The sequence below is a fragment of the Pseudoxanthomonas sp. JBR18 genome, assembly GCF_028198165.1.
Classification (GTDB): Bacteria; Pseudomonadota; Gammaproteobacteria; order Xanthomonadales; family Xanthomonadaceae; genus Pseudoxanthomonas_A.
On the sequence record NZ_CP116339.1, the window covers coordinates 3,983,014 to 4,001,819 of the forward strand.

15 protein-coding genes and 1 pseudogene are annotated in these 18,806 nt (G+C 67.9%); 8 read left to right on the top strand and 8 right to left on the bottom strand.

What is annotated here, in order from left to right:
- Nucleotide 1 precedes the first annotated feature (1 nt).
- From PJ250_RS17960 to cmk, 4 genes are all read right to left on the bottom strand, one after another.
- The gene (locus tag PJ250_RS17960) at nucleotides 2–298 is read right to left on the bottom strand and encodes a lipopolysaccharide assembly protein LapA domain-containing protein (protein WP_271645974.1); all 297 of its coding nucleotides are present in this window, start codon (nucleotides 296–298) and stop codon (nucleotides 2–4) included.
- 102 nt (nucleotides 299–400) lie between these two features.
- A complete protein-coding gene (locus tag PJ250_RS17965) occupies nucleotides 401–709 on the bottom strand; it encodes an integration host factor subunit beta (protein WP_271645975.1) in 309 nt (102 codons plus the stop codon).
- A gap of 82 nt (nucleotides 710–791) precedes the next feature.
- Complete coding sequence (gene rpsA / locus PJ250_RS17970) at nucleotides 792–2,483, bottom strand: 30S ribosomal protein S1 (protein ID WP_271645976.1); 1,692 nt, start codon at nucleotides 2,481–2,483, stop codon at nucleotides 792–794.
- A 172-nt stretch (nucleotides 2,484–2,655) separates the two neighbouring features.
- Nucleotides 2,656–3,336, bottom strand: a complete 681-nt coding sequence (gene cmk / locus PJ250_RS17975) for a (d)CMP kinase (RefSeq protein WP_271645978.1) — start codon at nucleotides 3,334–3,336, stop codon at nucleotides 2,656–2,658.
- A 180-nt stretch (nucleotides 3,337–3,516) separates the two neighbouring features.
- Here cmk and ykgO point away from each other — a divergent pair, with 180 nt between their 5' ends.
- From ykgO to PJ250_RS18005, 6 genes are all read left to right on the top strand, one after another.
- A complete protein-coding gene (gene ykgO / locus PJ250_RS17980; RefSeq protein WP_010342887.1) occupies nucleotides 3,517–3,642 on the top strand; it encodes a type B 50S ribosomal protein L36 in 126 nt (41 codons plus the stop codon).
- A gap of 102 nt (nucleotides 3,643–3,744) precedes the next feature.
- On the top strand, nucleotides 3,745–4,071 hold the full coding sequence (locus PJ250_RS17985) for a hypothetical protein (RefSeq protein WP_271645984.1): 327 nt from the start codon (nucleotides 3,745–3,747) through the stop codon (nucleotides 4,069–4,071).
- Nucleotides 4,072–4,174: 103 nt separating this feature from the next.
- Nucleotides 4,175–5,218 carry an agmatine deiminase family protein gene (locus PJ250_RS17990; protein ID WP_271645985.1) on the top strand — a complete coding sequence of 348 codons (1,044 nt, stop codon included), beginning with the start codon at nucleotides 4,175–4,177 and terminating at the stop codon, nucleotides 5,216–5,218.
- 161 nt (nucleotides 5,219–5,379) lie between these two features.
- Nucleotides 5,380–6,264, top strand: a complete 885-nt coding sequence (locus PJ250_RS17995) for a carbon-nitrogen hydrolase (protein WP_271645986.1) — start codon at nucleotides 5,380–5,382, stop codon at nucleotides 6,262–6,264.
- A 22-nt stretch (nucleotides 6,265–6,286) separates the two neighbouring features.
- Nucleotides 6,287–6,823 (top strand): GNAT family N-acetyltransferase, encoded by a 537-nt coding sequence (locus PJ250_RS18000; protein ID WP_271645987.1) that lies wholly within the window; start codon nucleotides 6,287–6,289, stop codon nucleotides 6,821–6,823.
- Between the two features lie 3 nt (nucleotides 6,824–6,826).
- Nucleotides 6,827–8,059, top strand: a complete 1,233-nt coding sequence (locus PJ250_RS18005; RefSeq protein ID WP_271645988.1) for a TraB/GumN family protein — start codon at nucleotides 6,827–6,829, stop codon at nucleotides 8,057–8,059.
- 27 nt (nucleotides 8,060–8,086) lie between these two features.
- On the opposite strand, the gene PJ250_RS18010 is transcribed toward PJ250_RS18005, so the two are convergent.
- The 3 genes and pseudogenes from PJ250_RS18010 to PJ250_RS18020 all read right to left on the bottom strand — a co-directional run bounded on the left by PJ250_RS18010 (nucleotide 8,087) and on the right by PJ250_RS18020 (nucleotide 15,709).
- Nucleotides 8,087–11,167, bottom strand: coding sequence for an efflux RND transporter permease subunit (locus PJ250_RS18010; RefSeq protein ID WP_271645989.1), 3,081 nt, complete (start codon nucleotides 11,165–11,167; stop codon nucleotides 8,087–8,089).
- Nucleotides 11,168–11,220: 53 nt separating this feature from the next.
- Nucleotides 11,221–14,607: pseudogene (locus tag PJ250_RS18015) on the bottom strand (efflux RND transporter permease subunit); the annotation flags it as partial.
- A gap of 10 nt (nucleotides 14,608–14,617) precedes the next feature.
- A complete protein-coding gene (locus PJ250_RS18020) occupies nucleotides 14,618–15,709 on the bottom strand; it encodes an efflux RND transporter periplasmic adaptor subunit (RefSeq protein WP_271648696.1) in 1,092 nt (363 codons plus the stop codon).
- 307 nt (nucleotides 15,710–16,016) lie between these two features.
- Here PJ250_RS18020 and PJ250_RS18025 point away from each other — a divergent pair, with 307 nt between their 5' ends.
- Nucleotides 16,017–16,427, top strand: coding sequence for a c-type cytochrome (locus tag PJ250_RS18025; RefSeq protein ID WP_271645991.1), 411 nt, complete (start codon nucleotides 16,017–16,019; stop codon nucleotides 16,425–16,427).
- Between the two features lie 7 nt (nucleotides 16,428–16,434).
- A complete protein-coding gene (locus PJ250_RS18030; protein WP_271645992.1) occupies nucleotides 16,435–16,890 on the top strand; it encodes a c-type cytochrome in 456 nt (151 codons plus the stop codon).
- Between the two features lie 85 nt (nucleotides 16,891–16,975).
- Here the strand turns inward: PJ250_RS18030 and PJ250_RS18035 are convergent, their stop codons facing one another.
- Nucleotides 16,976–18,799 carry a hypothetical protein gene (locus PJ250_RS18035; RefSeq protein ID WP_271645993.1) on the bottom strand — a complete coding sequence of 608 codons (1,824 nt, stop codon included), beginning with the start codon at nucleotides 18,797–18,799 and terminating at the stop codon, nucleotides 16,976–16,978.
- Between the last annotated feature and the right edge of the window lie 7 nt (nucleotides 18,800–18,806).

The following is an 18,806-nucleotide window of genomic DNA, read 5'->3' on the forward strand; positions in this document are numbered from 1 at the left end:
GTCAGATTCCCGACTTTGGTGGCACGTTGGATGTGGTCTGGACAGGCGCTTCTGCAGCTATTGGCGTCGCCCGGCCGGCCTTGCGCAGGCGTGCGTAGAGCGGCCAGGCCACGGTGGCCAGGACGATCAATGCACCGATGCAGACTCCGCTCAGCAGCGACACGATGATCGCCGCGCCCGAGCCGGTCTGGATCTGGGTAAACAGCAGGTTGAGCTTGATCGGCTGCGTATTGAGGATGCCCACGACAAGCCCAACGGCCAGAAAGACCAGGGCGATGATCAGGCGGATGATGTTCATGGAGTCCCTCCAGGGGCGTAGGCGCCTAGCTTAGCCGAGGCGGACACGACGGGACGTTGGATCAGGGTCGCGACGCTGCGCGACGTGGACCGAAGCGGCAGCTCAATCGCCGCCGATCTCTTCGATCGGAGACACGGTGCTGACGCGCTCGCGCAGCTCCTTGCCTGGCTTGAAATGCGGCACGTGCTTGGCCGGCAACGCAACCGGATCACCGGTCTTCGGGTTGCGACCCATGCGCGGCGGACGATAGTGCAGGGAAAAACTGCCGAAACCGCGGATCTCGATGCGTTCGCCGCGGGTCAAGGCGCCCCCCATCATTTCCAGCAACGACTTGACCGCAAGGTCGACGTCGTCCGGCTTCAGGTGTGGCTGCCTGCGGGTCAGGATCTCGATCAGTTCGGATTTCGTCATCGGCTGCTATGCGCGAAACATCTGGACATGACCACCGCCGGCCCGGGATCCGGGCCGGCGGGGCTTCACTCATGCAACAGGCTTACTCGGACTTGCCGCCGTCCAGCTGCGCGCGCAGCAGCGCACCCAGGCTGGTGGTACCGGTAGACGCTTCGGCCGTGGTCTTGTTGTACTCAGCCAGGGCTTCGGCGGTCTCCGCCTCGTCCTTGGCCTTGATCGACAGCTGCAGGCTGCGGCCCTTGCGATCCATGCCCATGAACTTGGCTTCGATCGTCTGCCCGACCTTCAGGTGCTGGCTGGCGTCGTCCACGCGGTCGTAGGAAATATCGCGGGCCATCACATAGCCCTCGACACCATCGGCCAGTTCGATCGTCGCGCCCTTGGCGTCGACTTCCTTGACCACGCCTTCGACCTTGGAGCCCTTCGGATTGGCGGCCATGTACTGGCCGAACGGATCCTGCTCCAGCTGCTTGACGCCCAGGCTGATGCGCTCGCGCTCCGGATCGACGGCCAGGACGACTGCGTCCAGGTTGTCGCCCTTCTTGAAGTTGCGCACGATGTCTTCGCCAGTGGTGTTCCAGCTGATGTCCGACAGGTGGATCAGGCCGTCGATGCCGCCGTCCAGGCCGATGAAGATGCCGAAGTCGGTGATCGACTTGATCTGGCCGGACACCTTGTCGCCCTTCTTGTGGATGGCCGCGAAGGTCTCCCACGGATTGGCAGCGACCTGCTTCATGCCCAGCGAGATGCGGCGACGCTCTTCGTCCACGTCCAGGACCATGACCTCGACCTCGTCACCGACCTGCACGACCTTGGACGGGTTGACGTTCTTGTTGGTCCAGTCCATCTCGGACACGTGCACCAGGCCCTCGACGCCCGGCTCGATCTCCACGAACGCGCCGTAATCGGTGACGTTGGAGACCTTGCCGAACACGCGGCTGTTGGACGGATAGCGACGCGAGATGTTGTCCCACGGATCCTCGCCCAGCTGCTTGAGGCCCAGGCTGACGCGGTTGCGCTCGCGGTCGTACTTGAGCACGCGCACTTCCAGCTCCTGGCCGACTTCCACCACCTCGGACGGATGGCGCACGCGCTTCCAGGCCATGTCGGTGATGTGCAGCAGGCCGTCGATGCCACCCAGGTCGACGAACGCGCCGTAGTCGGTGAGGTTCTTGACCACACCCTTCAGCACCACGCCTTCCTGCAGCTTGTCCATCAGGGCCTCGCGCTCCTCGGAGTGCTCGGACTCGACGACGGCACGACGGGAGACCACGACGTTGTTGCGCTTGCGGTCCAGCTTGATGAGCTTGAACTCCAGCTCCTTGCCTTCCAGGTAGCCGGGATCGCGCACCGGGCGCACATCGACCAGCGAACCGGGCAGGAACGCGCGGACGTCCTTGATGTCGACGGTGAAGCCGCCCTTGACCTTGCCGCTGATGCGGCCGGTGATGGTCTCGTTCTTCTCCAGGGCTTCTTCCAGCTCGTCCCACACCATGGCGCGCTTGGCCTTCTCGCGCGACAGGACGGTTTCGCCAAAGCCATTCTCGAGCGAGTCGAGCGCGACCTTCACCTGGTCGCCCACACCCACGTCGATCTCGCCGGCGTCGTTACGGAACTGTTCGATCGGCACGATGCCTTCGGACTTCAGGCCGGCGTTGATCACCACCACGTCGTTGCGCACCTCGACCACGGTGCCGACCACGATGGCGCCGGGCTTCAGCTTGGCCAGATGGTTCTGGCTCTGCTCAAACAGTTCTGCAAATGATTCGGTCATTGTTGATTACTCGGTTGGACACACAGACAGGTGGCGACCGGAGAAAGCCGGCCTTGCCCCTGTCCACCCTTTTGCGGCACCGTGACGGCTACCGTGTGTTGGTTGGTTTGAAAGAACACCACGGCGACCAAGGACGGCCGCGACGTGGCACGGGATCTGCCGCACGAGCGCTTCAGGCGGCGGAAGCAGGCACCAGGGCCAGCACCCGCTCGACGACGGCCTCGATGCCAAGCCCGGTGGTGTCGATGAGGACGGCGTCTTCGGCCGGCCGCAGCGGCGCCACCGTACGTTGGGCATCGCGAGCGTCGCGCGCGAGGATCTCGCGCAGCAGACCGTCAATTGTCACCGAAACCCCCTTGTCTTTCAACTGCTTATAGCGCCGCTCCGCACGCTCCTCCGCGCTGGCGGTCAGAAAGACCTTGAAAGAGGCATCCGGGAAGATGACCGTGCCCATGTCCCGGCCGTCCGCCACCAGGCCGGGCGCGACCCGAAACGCCCGCTGGCGCTCTTTCAGCGCCGATCGGACTTCCGGGATGGCGGCGATCGCCGAGGCCACCGTTCCGGTGGTTTCCAGGCGCAACTCGTCGGTCGCGTCGACCTCGTTGACCAAGACCCGCATGTCGGCCCCGACCTGTTCACGAAACGAGACCCGGGTGTCGAAGGTGCAGCGCACCAGCGCCGCGGCATCGGACAGATCCAGGTCGGCCCAACTGGCGGCCACGCCCACTGCGCGGTATAGCGCACCAGAATCGAGGTAATGCCAGCCCAGGCGCGTGGCCACCAGGCGACTGACCGTCCCCTTGCCCGCCCCAGAGGGGCCATCGATCGTGAGCACGGGAATGGCGTCGGTCATTGCAAAGGCTTCCTTGGGCGGGGAGAAGCATGAAATTATGGACGAAGCGCCTGGCCCGCGCCGGCAGCTGGCGATGTACAGTCGAAAAAATTCGCCCAACCACTTGAACGGGAACGGAAACACCCGCTAGAATGGCGGGCTTAGTACGTTCCATCCCATTCCACGCCGAGGTTTTACGTCATGAAGGTCCTGTCCTCCCTGAAGTCGGCGAAGGCCCGTCACCGCGACTGCAAGGTGGTCCGCCGTCGTGGCAAGGTCTTCGTGATCTGCAAGTCCAACCCGCGTTTCAAGGCCCGCCAGCGCTGATTGACTGGCGCCGCGAGGCACGCAGAGAGCCGCCCGCCCGGGCGGTTTTTTGTTGCCCGGGGTCTGCTATAAAGGCCGTCTCAACTGGGGAGCCCGTGAGCCATGAAGCATTGTCTGTCCCTGCTGTCCCTGATCGCCCTGGCTGGATTGAGCGCAACGGTGTCCGCCGAGACGCTGCTGATCGACCGGGTTCACGAACCGGCTTCCAACCTGCCCGTGCGCGGCTTGACCGGCGCCCAGGTCCAGGCCAAGTACGGCGTACCGCAGCAACGCCTGGATCCGCGCGGTGGCCAGAAGCGCCAGTGGCCCACGATCAACCGCTGGGTGTACCCGGAGTTCACCGTCTACTTCGAAAAGAACAAGGTGATCGACGTGGTGGCCAACAAGGCCAGCCCCGACGAGATCGGGCCCAAGCCGCCGATCCGCTGAAACATGCCGGCGCGATGCTGAAAGGACCGCGCCGCCTGCACTGACCGCCGTTGTCAGGCAGGATTTTCAACCTGAGTGCCGGTGACCCGTCCCGGCCCAGCCCATGGAACACACGATGAGCAATGTCCGTTTCCCCGCGGAGTGGGAGCCCCAGTCCGCGATCCTGATCGCGTGGCCGCACGCCGGCACCGACTGGGCCGAACGCCTGGAACAGGTCGAAGAGACCTACATCGCGCTGGTCGCCGGGATCACCCGGTTCCAGCCCGTGGTGATCTGCGTGGCCGACGCCGACCTGCAGATCTATGCCGAGGCGCGCCTGCGTTCGGCGCGTGTGGACATGGCACGGGTGCATTTCGTCGAGGCGCCCTACAACGACACCTGGCTGCGCGACTCCGGTCCGATCAGCCTGCGTGGCGAGGACGGCTTCAGGCTCATGGACTTCCGCTTCACCGGCTGGGGCGGCAAATACGAAGCCTCGCTCGACGACCTGCTGGTCGGCGCGCTGTCTGGCGCTGGCGTCTTCCGCGACGCCTCGGTCCAGAGCGTCGATTTCGCCCTGGAAGGCGGCGCCATCGAGACCGATGGACACGGCACCCTGCTCACGACCTGGCGTTGCCTGCATGAACGCCACCCCGAGGCTTCGCGCGCCTCGCTGTCGGACACCTTGAAGCACACCTTGCAGCAGGACCGCGTGCTCTGGCTGGACCACGGCTACCTGGAAGGCGACGACACCGATGCCCACATCGACACCCTGGCCCGCCTGGCGCCAGACGATGCCATCGTCTACCAGGCTTGCGACGATGCCACCGACGCGCATCACGACGAGCTGCAGGCGATGGGTGCCGAGCTTGCCGCCCTGCGCACCGCCGAGGGGAAGCCGTACAAGTTGTATCCGCTGCCCTGGGCCCAGCCGGTCCTGGACGGCGGCCGCCGGCTGGCGGCCAGCTACGCGAACTACCTGATCCTCAACGGGGCGGTGCTAATGCCGGCCTATGGCGATCCGGCCGACGGCCCCGCCGCCGCCGTGCTGGCCCAGGCCTATCCGGGGCGGGAAATCGTGCAGATCCCCTGCCGTGCCCTGATCTGGCAGAACGGCAGCCTGCATTGCGTGACCATGCAGCTACCCGAGGGCCTGCTGGCGCTCTGAACTTTCGGCTTGCGCAGCGTTCCAAGTGCCGTGCTTCGGCGCCGGCGTTCTAATGAGGGCGCCAAGTCGCTCCCATGCGGTGCTCATGGCGACACGCCTGCCGGGCCTGCGATGCAACCGCGTTACCATCCTCCGCTCCCCTGTTACCGCGCAGTCCCGACATGACGCCTGACCGACTCCCCGTTGCCCTGATCCAGGAAAAGAACCAGGGCGACGCCGACGCCAACCTGACGGTGATCGAGCAACGCGTGGCCGAGGCGGCCAAACGCGGCGCCAAGCTGGTGCTGCTGCAGGAGCTGCACAACGGCGCGTACTTCTGCCAGCACGAGTCGGTGCACGAATTCGACCTGGCCGAGCCCATCCCGGGCCCCAGCACCACGCGCCTGGCCGAACTGGCCAGGCAGCACAAGGTCGTGCTGGTGAGCTCGTTGTTCGAACGCCGCGCCGCGGGGCTTTATCACAACACCGCCGTGGTCTTTGAAGCCGACGGGTCGGTCGCTGGCAAGTACCGCAAGATGCACATCCCGGACGACCCGGGCTTCTACGAGAAGTTCTACTTCACTCCGGGCGACCTTGGCTTCAAGCCGATCGATACCTCGGTCGGCCGCCTGGGCGTGCTGGTGTGCTGGGACCAGTGGTATCCGGAAGGCGCGCGCCTGATGGCGCTGGCCGGTGCCGACCTGCTGCTCTACCCGACCGCGATCGGCTGGGACCCGGACGACGCACAGGACGAGAAGCAGCGTCAGCGCGATGCCTGGGTGCTGAGCCACCGCGGCCACGCCGTGGCCAATGGCCTGCCGGTGCTCAGCTGCAACCGTGTCGGCCACGAAACTTCGCCGCTGGGCGCATCAGGGATCGACTTCTGGGGCAACAGCCACGTGCTGGGGCCGCAGGGTGAGTTCCTGGCCGAGGCCGGCGGCACCGCCGAGATCCTCAGCGTCGAGGTCGACCTGAAGCGCAGCGAGCACGTGCGGCGGATCTGGCCGTTCCTGCGCGACCGCCGCATCGACGCCTATGGCGACCTCACCAAGCGCTACATCGACTGATGCCGGCAAAAGCGCAGTGCGCATGAGCACGCCGCCTCGAATCCGGCCGGTGCGCGCCGACGACATCCCCGCCATCACGGCGATCTATGGCGCACAGGTCAGCAGTAGCGTGGCGACCTATGAATATGACCCGCCGGACGCAGCCGAAATGCAGCGCCGCATGCAAGCGCTGCTCGACCAGGGCTACCCCTACCTGGTGGCGGAACTGGACGGCCGCGTTGTCGGCTATGCCTACGCCAGCAGCTATCGCGCCCGGCATGCCTACCGGTTCACCGTGGAGAACACGGTCTACGTAGACGCTGACTGTCACGGCCAGGGCGTGGGCGCGTTGCTGCTGGAGGCGCTGATCGAAGCCTGCACCGCGCGCGGCTTCCGGCAGATGATCGCGGTCATCGGCGAGGCGGCCAATGCGGCCTCGGTCCGCCTGCACACCCGCGCCGGCTTCCGTGTCGTGGGCACCTTCCAGGGCATCGGCCGCAAGCACGGCCGCTGGCTCGATACGCTACAGATGCAGCGGGCGCTGGGTGACGGCGACGCTGGCGCACCTTTCGACGAGTAATCCATGACCGACTCCGATTCCCCAACCCTGCCCGCCGCGTCCGCAACCGAGGAGGCTGTCGAACAGCCCATGCGCGTGGTCGAGCGCGATGGCGTGCGCTATACCCTGCTGGGCACCGCGCACGTGTCCAAGGCCAGCGTCGACGCCGTGCAGCGGGCCATCGAAACCGGCGCCTACGACGCCGTCGCGGTCGAGCTGGACACCCAGCGGCTGCAGGCCCTGAGCGATCCGGACGCGCTGGCCAAACTGGATCTGGTGCAGGTCATCCGCAAGGGCCGCGTGGCCCTATTCGCCGCCAACCTGGCCCTGGCCGCCTACCAGCGGCGGCTGGCCGAGCAGTTGGGCATCGAGCCCGGCGCCGAACTCAAACAGGCCGTCGCCTCCGCCCGCGAGCGCGGGTTGGCGGTGCACCTGATCGATCGCGAGGTCGGGCTGACCTTCAAGCGCGCCTCGGCCGGGCTGGGCTTCTTCGGCAAGCTCAAGCTCGGGACCGGGCTGCTGGGCGGCCTGTTCGCCTCCGAGGAGGTCGGCGAGGAGGAGATCGAGCAGCTCAAGCAAGGCGACATGCTGGAAGCCAGCTTCGGCGAGTTCGCCAAGGAGAGCCCGGCCCTGTACGAGGCAGTCATCGCCGAACGCGACCGCTACATGGCCGCGCGCCTGCGCGAAGACGCCGGAAACGCCCGCGAGGTCCTGGCCGTGGTCGGGGCCGGCCACCTGCAAGGCCTGGCCAGGCATCTGGTCGAGGACCAGGCCGATCCGGCCACCGTGCGCAGCGAGCTGGAGTTCGTGCAGGCCAAGCGCAAGCTGCCGTGGATCATGATCCTGCTCAGCGTGCTGGTGCTGGGCGGCATCGCATGGGGCTTCTACAGCGGCGGCCTGAAGGTGGGCAGCACCCTGCTGCTGCAGTGGCTGGTCCTGACCGGTGGCCTGGCCGGACTGGGCTGCCTGGCCGCTGGCGGACACCCCTTCAGCATCCTGGCGGCGATCATCGCCGCCCCGCTCAAGCCCTTTCGCCCGGGCCTGCCGGCCGGCGCGTTCAGTGCACTGGTGGAAGTGCACCTGCGTAAGCCGGCCTACGGGGATTTCCTGGCGTTGCGCGACGATGCGCAGACGCTCAAGGGCTGGTACCGCAATCGCGTCTGCCGCGTCGTGCTGACCTTTTTGCTGACCAACCTGGGCAGCATCATCGGCTTCTGGACCACCGGCGCGCTGGTCGCCCGCAAGCTGCTGGGCTGAGGCCTGGCCTCCCGATCGGCGTCAGCCTCAGGCTGCGCCGGTCGCCAGTTCCGTCGGCACGCCGCGCGCGCGGCGCACCAGGCGGGCCATACCAGCGCTGAGATCGTCCAGGATCGCGTAGATCGTCGGCAGGAACAGCAGGCTGACCACGGTCGAGAACGCCAGCCCACCGGCAATGGCGCGCGCCATCGGGAAATACGGCGGGCCGTCGCCGCCCATCTGGGTCCCGCCCAGTGCAATGGGGACCATCGCCAGGATCGCCGTGCCCATCGTCATCATGATCGGACGCAGGCGCTCTCGACTGCCCTCCACCAGGGCCTCGGTACGGCTCAGGCCACTGCGGCGCAGGGTGTTGATGTGTTCGATCATCACGATCCCGTTGTTCACCACCACGCCCATCAGCACCAGGATCCCAATGAAGGACATGATGCCGAACGTGGTGCCGGTGACCCAGAACAGCCAAAACACGCCGAAGATCGAGAACACCACCCCGGACATGATCGCCGCCGGGAACAGCAGCGACTCGAACACCGCTGCCATCACCAGGTAGATCATCAACAGGGCGATGACCATGTTGAACAGCATCTGCTGCATGGCCTCGCCATCGTCCTGGTAATCGCCTCCGTCAAAGGTGTAGTGATACCCAGGCGGGAAGCTCATCGCCTTGAGTGCCTCCTCCATCGCTTCGCGTCCCTTCGGGGCGGGCACCTGCTCGGCCAGGTTGGCGGTGATGGTCAGCGTGGTCTGGCGATTGAAGCGCGAGATCTGCGACGGTGACGGCGACTGATCCACGCTCACCATCGACATCAGCGGCACGCTGCGCCCGTCCTTGGCCCGCACCGTGAAGCCTTCCAGATCGGCGATGGTCGACTGCTCGGCACCGGCGAAGCGCACCGTCACCGGCACTTCGGTCTCGCCACGACGCAGCTCGCGCAATTGGCCGCCACGCAGGGCGATGTTGACGAAGCTGGCGACGTCCTGCGCCGAGAACCCGAAGGCCGCCGCACGCTCACGATCCACACGGACCTTCAGCTCGCTGCTCTGGTCACCGGCATCCACGCGCACGTCGCGCAGCTCCGGCCGCCGCGCCAGGGCCGGCACCACATCGCGTGCGATCTCGCGCAGCATGCCGGTCGAATCGCCGGTGAGCTGGACCTGCACGCTGTTGCCGCCCTTGCCATTGTTACCGTTGCCATCGCCCAGCACGATGTCGGCCCGGGCCGAACGCGGCATCAGCTTGCGCAGCGCTTCGACCCGGCGCCGGGTTTCCTCCGGATCCTTGGTGTCGAAGGTCACCATGGTCGAGGCGCCCTCCGATTCGCTGAACCACGAATAGATCTGCTCGATGCCCATCGCCTTGCGCTGGCCCTCGAGCACCTGCTCGGCACGAGCAACCTCGGCGGACATCTGGTCGCGGGTGTAGGAACCATGGAACTGGTACATGACCCGGGTCTCCCCGGCCGAACCCCCGCCGAACATATCCATCTGCGTTCGCACCATCGGCACGACGCTGGCCGCCACGATCAGCACGATGCCCAGCACGCTCCAGCCGCGATGGGCCAACGACCAGCGCAGTCCACGGGCGTAATGACGCTGCATCCACGGGATCAGGCCACGATGCGACTGCAACTGGGGCGGGGTCTTCATGCGCGCGGCCAGCATCGGGATCAGGCTGATCGCCACCAGCCAGGAGGCCAGCAGCGAGACCGAGATCGTCACCGCGATCTGCGCCATGAAGATGCTGATCTGGTTGATCTCGCCGAACAGGTTGGGCACGAACACGATGCAGTGGCACAGCGTGCCGGCCGACAGCGCGATGGCGACATGCTTGGTGCCCAGCAGTGCGGCCTTGACCGGTTCACCAGGCATCTTTTCGCGCTCCTGGAAGATGCTTTCGACCACCACCACCGCGTTGTCCACCAGCATGCCCACGGCCAGCAGCAGGCCCATCATGGTCAGGATGTTGAGCGTGACCCCGGCGAAGTACATGAAACCCAGGGTGATCACGAAGCAGATCGGGATCGCCAGGGTCACCATCAGGGTCGAGGGCCAGTGGCGCAGGAAGAAGAACAGCACCGCGATGGACAGCACCAGGCCGATCGCGCCGGCCTCGGCCAGTTCCAGCAGCGAGGAGGTCACGTTGTCGCCCTGGTTCTCCATGATCTTGACCTGCACGTCGCGCAGCTGCGGCTGGGCGCGGATCGCCTCGACCTCGGCCAGCGCATCGCGCGAGACCTGTACCAGGTTGGCGCTGCGCTCCTTGTAGATGTCCATGCCCACGGCGGGCTTGCCGTCCAGCCGGCGCCCGTAGTCCATGCGCGAGGGCTTCAGCTGCACCTGGGCCACATCGCCCAGGCGCAGGCCGTGGTCACCGATCACCAGTTCACGCAACTGCTGCAGGTCGGCCACCTCTCCCATCGGCTGCACGCGCAGGCGCTGGCCGTGGTCGTCGATCTGACCTGCGGAGATGGAGAAATTGGCGGCCTTCAACCGCGTGGTGAGGTCGTTGAGATTCAGTCCATGCGCGGTCAGGCGATCCGGCGCAATGGCGACCTCGACCTCGTTGGGCGCCGCACCGGAAATCTCCACCCGTGCCACGCCTGGGATGCGCTCGAGCCGGCGTTTGAACTCGCGGTCGATCATGTCGTAGGCGTTGGTCATGTCGCGGTCGCCGGCCAGGCGCACGCGCAGGATCGGCTGGTCGCCGCTGGACCACTTGAACACCGAATAGCGGGTCAGGTCGTCTGGCAGCTCGCTGCGGATGGCATCGATGCGCTCGCGCGCATCGGAAGCGGCGATGGCGATGTCCCGATCCCAGTCGGAGAACTCGATGAACAGGTTCGCCCCATCGGCGGTGGCCGTGCCGCGCAGGCGTTTGATCCCCGGCATGATCGCCACGGCCTCTTCGGCCGGACGCAGCACGTTGCGCTCGACTTCCTCCGGCGTGGAGCCCGGATATGGCAGTTGCACGAACAGGAAGGGCGCGGAGATGTCGGGAAAGGCCTCCAACGGCAGGCGGATGGCGGCGATCGTGCCGACCACCAGCAGCGAGACGAAGCACATCACCGTGGTCACCGGGCGGCGGATGGACAGCGCGGCGATGCTCATGCGCGGGCCCCCTCGACCACTTCACCCTCCGCGTGCGCGGCGCGCAACGCGGGACGCCGGTCCAGCAAGTCGTAGACCACCGGGATCACCAGCAGGGTCAGCAGCGTGGACACCAGCAGGCCGCCGATCACGGTGATCGCCATCGGTGCGCGCACCTCGGCGCCTTCGCCGGAGGCCAGCGCCAGCGGCAGGAAACCCAACAGCGTGCACAGCGTGGTCATGACGATGGGGCGCAGGCGCGAACGCGCGCCTTCGACCAACGCCTGCACCTTGTCCATGCCGCCAGCCCGCAGCTGGTTGACCGAATCGATCAGGATGATGGCGTTCTTGGTCACCAGGCCGACCAGCAGGATCAGGCCGATGAACACCACCACCGACACCGGCGAGCCGCTGAGCTTCAGCGCCAGCACCGCGCCCACCAGCGCCAGAGGAATGGTGAACAGGATGACGAAGGGATGCAGCAGCGACTCGAACTGCGAGGCCATCACCAGGTACACCAGGAACACCGCCAGGCCGAAGGCAAACAGCAGCGAGCGCACCGAATCGCCCAGTTCCTCGCCCTGCCCGCCGATGTGCATTGACACGCCCGCGCCCAGCGGATGCGCGGCCACCAGCGCGCGGACCTCGCGCACGGCCGTGCCCAGGTCGATGCCATCCAGCCCCGCCGAGACGATCGCCACCCGACCCTGGTCGGCACGATGGATCTCGCTGGGCCCGACGGTGGCGACCACGTCGGCCACCGCGTCCAGCGTCACCGGTCGGCTGCTGGACGGATTGACCACCAGCTTGCGCACATCGGCCACCGAGGCACGGTCGGACGGCTGCGCGCGCACCAGCACGTCAATCTTGCGATCACGGAAGCTGTAGCGCGTGGCCACCTCGCCGCGCACCTTCTGCACCACCGCGTCGGCCACCTGGCGCGTGGTCAAGCCCAGGGCGCCAGCGCGCTCCTGGTCGAAATGGATCTGGATCTCGGGGAAGCCCTGCTCGGCCGAGGAGCGCACATCGGTGTAGTGCGCGTTGCCGCGCAGCAGCTGGGCCAGGCGCTGGCCGGCCTGATCCAGCGTGGCCAGATCCTGGCCGCGCAACTCCACTTCCAGCGGCGTGGACAGGCTGAACAGTGCCGGGCGGGCGAAGTCGACCTGCGCGCCAGGCCAGGCCTGCATCGAGGCACGCAACGCGGCGGTCTCGCGCGCTTCCAGCTGCGGGCTACCTCCGCCGGCCATCACCACGGTGAGCTTGCCGATGTTCTCGCCACTCTCGGTCGGATTGGCATCCAGGCGCGTGCCGCTGCCGCTCACGCCGAAGATCGCCGCCACGCCCTCGTCCTTGGCATGGCGCTCCTGCAGGGTGCGCAGCACCGCATCGGTGTCGCGCAGCGGCGTGCCCGGCGGCAGCTTGACCGTCATTTCGAAGCGATCCTGGGCCAGCTGCGGGATCAGGTCCGTGCCCAGCGTCGGCACCAGCGCGGCGGTGCCGGCCAGGGCCAGCGCGGCCAAGCCGAGCACGCGCCACGGGTGCGCCAACGCGGCTGGCAGGGTGCGCAGATAACCGCGCTCCAGCCAAGCGTAGGGTTTCATCGTCCAGTCGCTCAGGCGGCGCATCACCGGCCCGATCACGCGGACCACGCCGCGACACGCCTTGACCACCAGCCAAGCGATGGCGAACACCAGGCCGCGGATCGCGGCCCCCAGACCGCGCCCGCCCAGGGCCAGCGGCTTCTGCCAGCGGGCCTGCGGTGCCCAGTGCGGATGCGGCGGCTCCGGCGCGAAACCCAGCGGCGCCTGCCCGCGCAGCGAACTCAGCATGGGGATCAGGGTCATGGCGACCACCAGCGAGATCGCGATCGCGATGGCCACGGTCAGCGCCTGATCGCGGAACAGCTGGCCGGCGATGCCCTCGACGAACACCAGCGGTAGGAACACGGCGATCGTGGTCAGCGTCGAGGCCACCACGGCCATGCTGACCTCGCGGGTGCCGACGATGGCGGCCTGCACGATGCCCAGGCCGCGCTCGCGCGCCTTGGCGATGCTCTCCAGCACCACGATGGAGTCGTCCACCACCAGGCCGGTGGCCAGGGCCAGGCCGCCCAGCGACATCACGTTGAGGCTCAGCCCCAGCCGGTCCATGAAGAAGAACGTCGCCACGATCGAAACCGGCAGCGACAGGCCAATTACGAAGGTGCTCCAGCCATCGCGCAGGAACAGGAAGATCACCAGCACCGCCAGCAGGCCGCCGATCACCGCATCGCGCTTGACCTCGCCGATGGCGTGTTCGATGAAGGTGGACTGATCGTCCAGCGTGTCCAGCGCCATGTCGCCTGGCAGCTGCGCCTTCAGGCGTTCCAGCCGGCCGCGCAGCGCCTTGGCGGTGGCTACGGTATTGGCATCGCCTTCCTTGTAGATGGCCAGTTCCACCGCCTCGTGCCCGGCGCGGCGGATCACCGCCTCGCGCTCCTTGTAGCCCTGGTGGACACGGGCCACGTCGCGCAGGCGCACCGGCATGCCGCCTGCGACGGTCGTGGTGCCGCTACCGGAGGCGCTCTGTACCGAAGCCGCCGCCGCCAGCACTTCGGCCGATCCGCTGGACGCGGCGATCGCCGCCATCTGCGCGGCCGCGTTGGCCGCGGCGTTGTCGCCACCGCTGTGGGTGGTCAGCAGCAGGTTGCCGATCTCCTCCACCCCGGCGAACTGGTTGACCGTGCGCACCAGATAGCGCTGGCTGCCCTGTTCCAGGCGGCCCCCTGACAGATTGACGTTCTCGGCCTTGAGCCGGTCGATCACCGTGGACAGCGGCATGTGCAACTGGGCCAGCTTCTGCTGGTCGATGTCCACCTGGATCTCATCCTCCAGGCCGCCACCGACCTTGACCGCGGCCACGCCGTCCACCGGTTCGAGCTTCTTCTTCAGGTCCTCGTCGGCGTAGCGGCGCAGTTCCACCAGCTGACGCTGGGCGCCGCGCGCGTCGTCGGCCGGCACCTTGGCCGACAGCGCCAGGCGCATGATCGGTTCGGTGGACGGGTCGAAGCGCAGCAGCACCGGCGCGGCGGCCTCCAGTGGCAGCTGCAGGGCCTCTAGCTTGTCGCGGACCTCCAGCGCGGCCTGGTCCATGTTGGTGCCCCAGGCGAACTGCAGCACCACGTCGCTCTGCCCGGTGCGCGAGACCGAGCTGAGCTGGCGCAGGTTCTTGACCACCCCCACCGATTCCTCGACCGGCTCGGACAGCAGGGTCTCGATCTCCGCCGGTGCGGCGCCGGTGTATTCGGTGCGCACGGTGAGCGTGGGATAGCTCAGGTCCGGCAGCAGGTTGACCTTGAGGCTGCGTAGGGCGATGAAGCCGAACAGCAGCAGCGTCACGGTGACCATCGCCACGGTCACCCGCCGGCGCACGGCCAGGCCCACGGTCCCGCCACCGCTCTGGTGTTCTGCGCTCCCCGTCATGGCAATCCCCTCAGCGCTGGCCGGACATGGCCACGGCCTGGGGCCGCGGCGGGGCATCGATGACCGTCACCGCGCTGCCATCGCGCAGGGCGACCTTGCCGGCGGTCACCACGGCATCGCCGACCTTCAGGCCTTTGCGGATTTCGATCCATTCACCATCCACGTAGCCCGGTTCGACCGCCGTGCGCACCGCCTTGCCGTCATGCACGCGATAGACCGCCGGGTCGCCGTCGTCCAGCAGCGCCGCGCGCGGAATCACCAGGGCATCGGCGCGGTGGTCGTATTCGATGCGCAGACGACCAAACATCCCGGCCTGCAGCTGCGTATCGCCCTCCCCGTCGAACGCACAGACCACGCGGAAGGTACCGCTGCCCGAATCGACCAGCGGCGCGACCCGGTCCACGGTGCCTTCGAAGGTCTGTCCGGGCAGCGCATCGGCCTGCAGGCTCACCGGCTGGCCGGCACGCAGGGTGGACAGCTCGCGCTCGGGCACGTTGAGCGTGGCTTCCAGGCGCGAGCGATCGATGATACGGATGATCGGCGTATTGATCTGCACGAAGTTGCCGGTCTTGATCGAGCGCGAGGCCACCACGCCGGAGATCGGTGCGGTCACGGTGGTGTAGGACAGTTCCAGACGGGCGAGGCGGTTCTGCGCGCGGATGTCCTCCAGGTCGTAGCGCAGCTGGTCCACGTCGTTGGCGCTGATCATCTGCTGGGCGACCAGTTTGGTCGCGCGCTGGTAGTTGCCTTCCAGCTTGCGCATCTGGGCCTCGGTCTGGGCCACGGCCAGACGCGCGCGATCGGCATCCAGCCGCACCAGCGGCTGCCCGGCATGCACCTGCTGGCCTTCCTCCACCAGCACGGCCAGGGCCACGCCGGAGGTCTTGGCCACCACCTGGGATTCGGCACGCGGCTCCAGGCTGGTGGTGCCCGAATAGCTCGCCGCCACCGGACGCCGGGCGGCCTTGACCGCCTCGACCGGCACCGCCTCGGCGGCGGCCGGCTTGTCCTTGTTGCTGGCCTCGGCAGCGGGTTTGGCATCGGCGCCATCGGCCTTGCCGCAGCCGGACAGGATCGGCAGCGCGGCCAGGGCCAAGAGCATGAGGCCGGTGCGGGCGGGGAAACGCGAGGGGGTGGCGCGGCGCATGGCGGTCAACCTTGACTGGTGTTGTAGACAACTACATCACCAGTTCTATAGAACGACATGCGCCGAAGGTCATGGTGACCTGTGTCACTTCGTGTCACCGCACGACATGGGCGCCGGAACGCCCACGACGCGCGTAAGTTGTTGCGTCGCGTCATTTTTTTGCCGATCGCAGGCCTTGCCGGACGACCTGAACGGCAGGCTATACTCGGCCCAGCCAAGCGCCGCGGACGGAACGGGGCGCGCGCAAATCACGGAACACGACATGACGCGACCGCTGTTGTTCGCCGCCTGTTTCGCCCTGCTCTACGCCGGCGTGACCGCATCCAGCCAGGCCCGCCAGGACGCCACCGAACCCAACGCCCCGCCCTCCGCCCCCGCCCAACCCGCGGCAACGGCGCCCACACAGCCCGCCGCGGCCGTGGTCGGCAACGCCGAGACGGGTAAGCAGCTGTCCTACACCTGCCAGGGCTGCCACGGGGTGACCGGCTACAAGAATGCCTACCCCAACTTCCACGTGCCCCGGATTGGCGGGCAGTCCGCCGAGTACCTGGTCCAGGCCCTGAGCGAATACAAGGCCGGCAAGCGCAAGCATCCGACGATGCAGGCCCAGGCCCAGAGCTTCTCCAACCAGGACATCGCCGACCTGGCCGCCTACCTGTCCAGCCTCAAATAAGCCGACCATGCGCACAGCCGTTCACGCCACCCGCCTGACCCTGGCCCTGCTCGCCGCCCTGGCGCTCGGCGCCTGCAGCAAGATCGAGACCACCGATACCGCAGCGGCCGACCCCGGTCACGCCAGCGGCGAGCACGGCAGCGCCTCCTCGGCCGGCCTGCCGCCCGGCAACATCGCCGCCGGGGAGAAGCTCGCCCAGCAGAAGGGCAAGGCCACCGGCCAGAGCTGCGTGGACTGCCACGGCGCGGAGGGCAACGCGCCGATCGCGGCGACCTATCCGCATCTGGCCGGGCAATATGCCGACTACCTGGCCCACGCGCTGCAGGCCTACCGCAGCGGCGACCGCGAACAAGCGCTGATGTCGCCCCAGGCCGCCCAGCTCAGCGACCAGGACATCGCCAACCTCGCCGCATATTTCGCCTCGCGCAAGTCCAGCCTGCGCGATCTGCACGGACTGGACTGAGCCCGTCCGCGACACCGAACGCGCACGCGTTCCATGTCCAACCGCACGGGCCCATCGGGCCCGTTTTTTTGACTGCCACCCTGGATCAGCTGCCGACCGGGATGGGATGGCGCTTGACCGGGATGTCCGGCGGCGGACGCGCGGTCGCCGGATGGTCGTTCTTGTTGGGGTCGTACACGCCACACGCCCCGCCGGCCTGCAGGACCGACATCACGCAGCGGATCCGCTTGCTGGTGCCCGGGATCGGAATCTCCATCTCACGCACGCCCCGGCGGACCCAGTCCTGCAGAAGGCTTCCCCCCGGCAGCCAGTACTTGTCGAACATCGTCGGCTCATAGCCGATATTGGGTCGATCCAGCCAGGTGCCGGCCCGATCGGCGTCCAAACGCGCCTGCTGGCGCGAGCCCGGCACGCCCGGCTTGACGGTGCTGCCGCCTCCGGCCAGGTCGTCCGGCAGCTTTGCACTGCCATCAGCGTTGAACAGCCCCTGCCCGCCCGCGTCCCCTGGCGTGGCCTTGCTGGCTGCGCCCCAGTCGTCGGCGACCTGCTGACCCGGCGCACCCCAGTCATCGCGTTGCGTTGCGCCGGCACCGGGCCGTGCGGCCTGGTTGCCCGCCGTCTCGCGCCCTGCCACAGGTGAGGAGGGGGCGCCGCTTGTCCCGGTCGCCGATGCGGGCGCCTCCGCCGGTGCGGAAGCAGCCGTGGAGGACGGCTCCGCAACGGCGCCAGCCGGGTTCACCGCCTGTGTCGACGCGGGGGCTGGCGACTGGGCAGCGGTCGCATCCGGGGTGGCGTCCATTGCGGCGCCGTCCTGCTGCGCGGCGGACGGTTGCGGCGCGGGGGGAGAGGGGACATCCCGCAGGCGCACCTGTGCCGGTGCCGCCTGGCTCAGCCGCACCGGGGCGGCTGTCTCCGTCGGCCGGACCTGCTGCATCTGCGGTGCCTGAAGCGTCGGGACGGGCTCGGGCATGGGAATCTCACGCTGCCGGACCTGGGTCGGCATCGCCTCCAGCGTAGGTACCGGCGTCGCGCGCGGCGCGACCTGCTGCACGGCAACCGGCTGCTGGGTCTCCACCGGTTCCACCTCGCGCAACCGAATGTTCGTCTCCGGCAGGCTGAGCTGCGGACTTGGCAGCGTGACCTGCGGCGGGGTCACCGGTGGCAGGACGAAGGACTGGGTGGGCTGCGGCGTTTGCGTCACCTGCAGGGGTTGCTCGGTCGCAGCGGGCGTGGGCGGCTGCGGCGCGGGCTCGGCGGCCGCGACCGGCGCAGGGGGCTGCGCCTGCTGTTGCGGTTCTGGCTGGGCTGGTGAAGACGCGTTCGACGGCGCGGGCGGCGCGGCTGCGGCCTGCGCCGCGGCTGGCGGACGGCGCGCGGACTTGGCCGGCGCTTGTGGAGCTTCATCAGCCGACGTTGCCGTTGCGGACGCTGCGGCTGGGGATGCAGGCGTCTGTGGCCCCGCGCCCCCGCCCTCCCCCTGTGTGCCACGCCCGATCAGGGTCAGTTGGATCCGTCCTTCCTGATCCTGCACTGGTGGCACCGGCACGGTGAGCATGCTTGCGAGCAGGAGAACAAACACGAAGCCCAGATGCAGCACCAAGCTGCCGATCCGGCCGACCCAGCGCGTCCCACGTTCTTCCTTCGGGGGCGGATCCCAGTGCTGCCACAACAGCGAGCGGGCCGCGCGCCAGCCCTCCATCGGCACGGGCCGCGCAGGCGGCCGGGCGCGCATCGCGGCGACCGCGGCCGCGGTGATGTGGGCGATGGGTTCGTAGGTCAGCTGGCCGTCGCGCGTCGGCGCGTTACGCAGCCAGATGCCCCAGCCGTGCGGCAGGCCCGTGGTCTTCTCGACGACGTGCACGGGCCGGCGCGCCCGCAGGAAAGCGATGATCTCGGTGGCGGTCGTCACCGGGCAG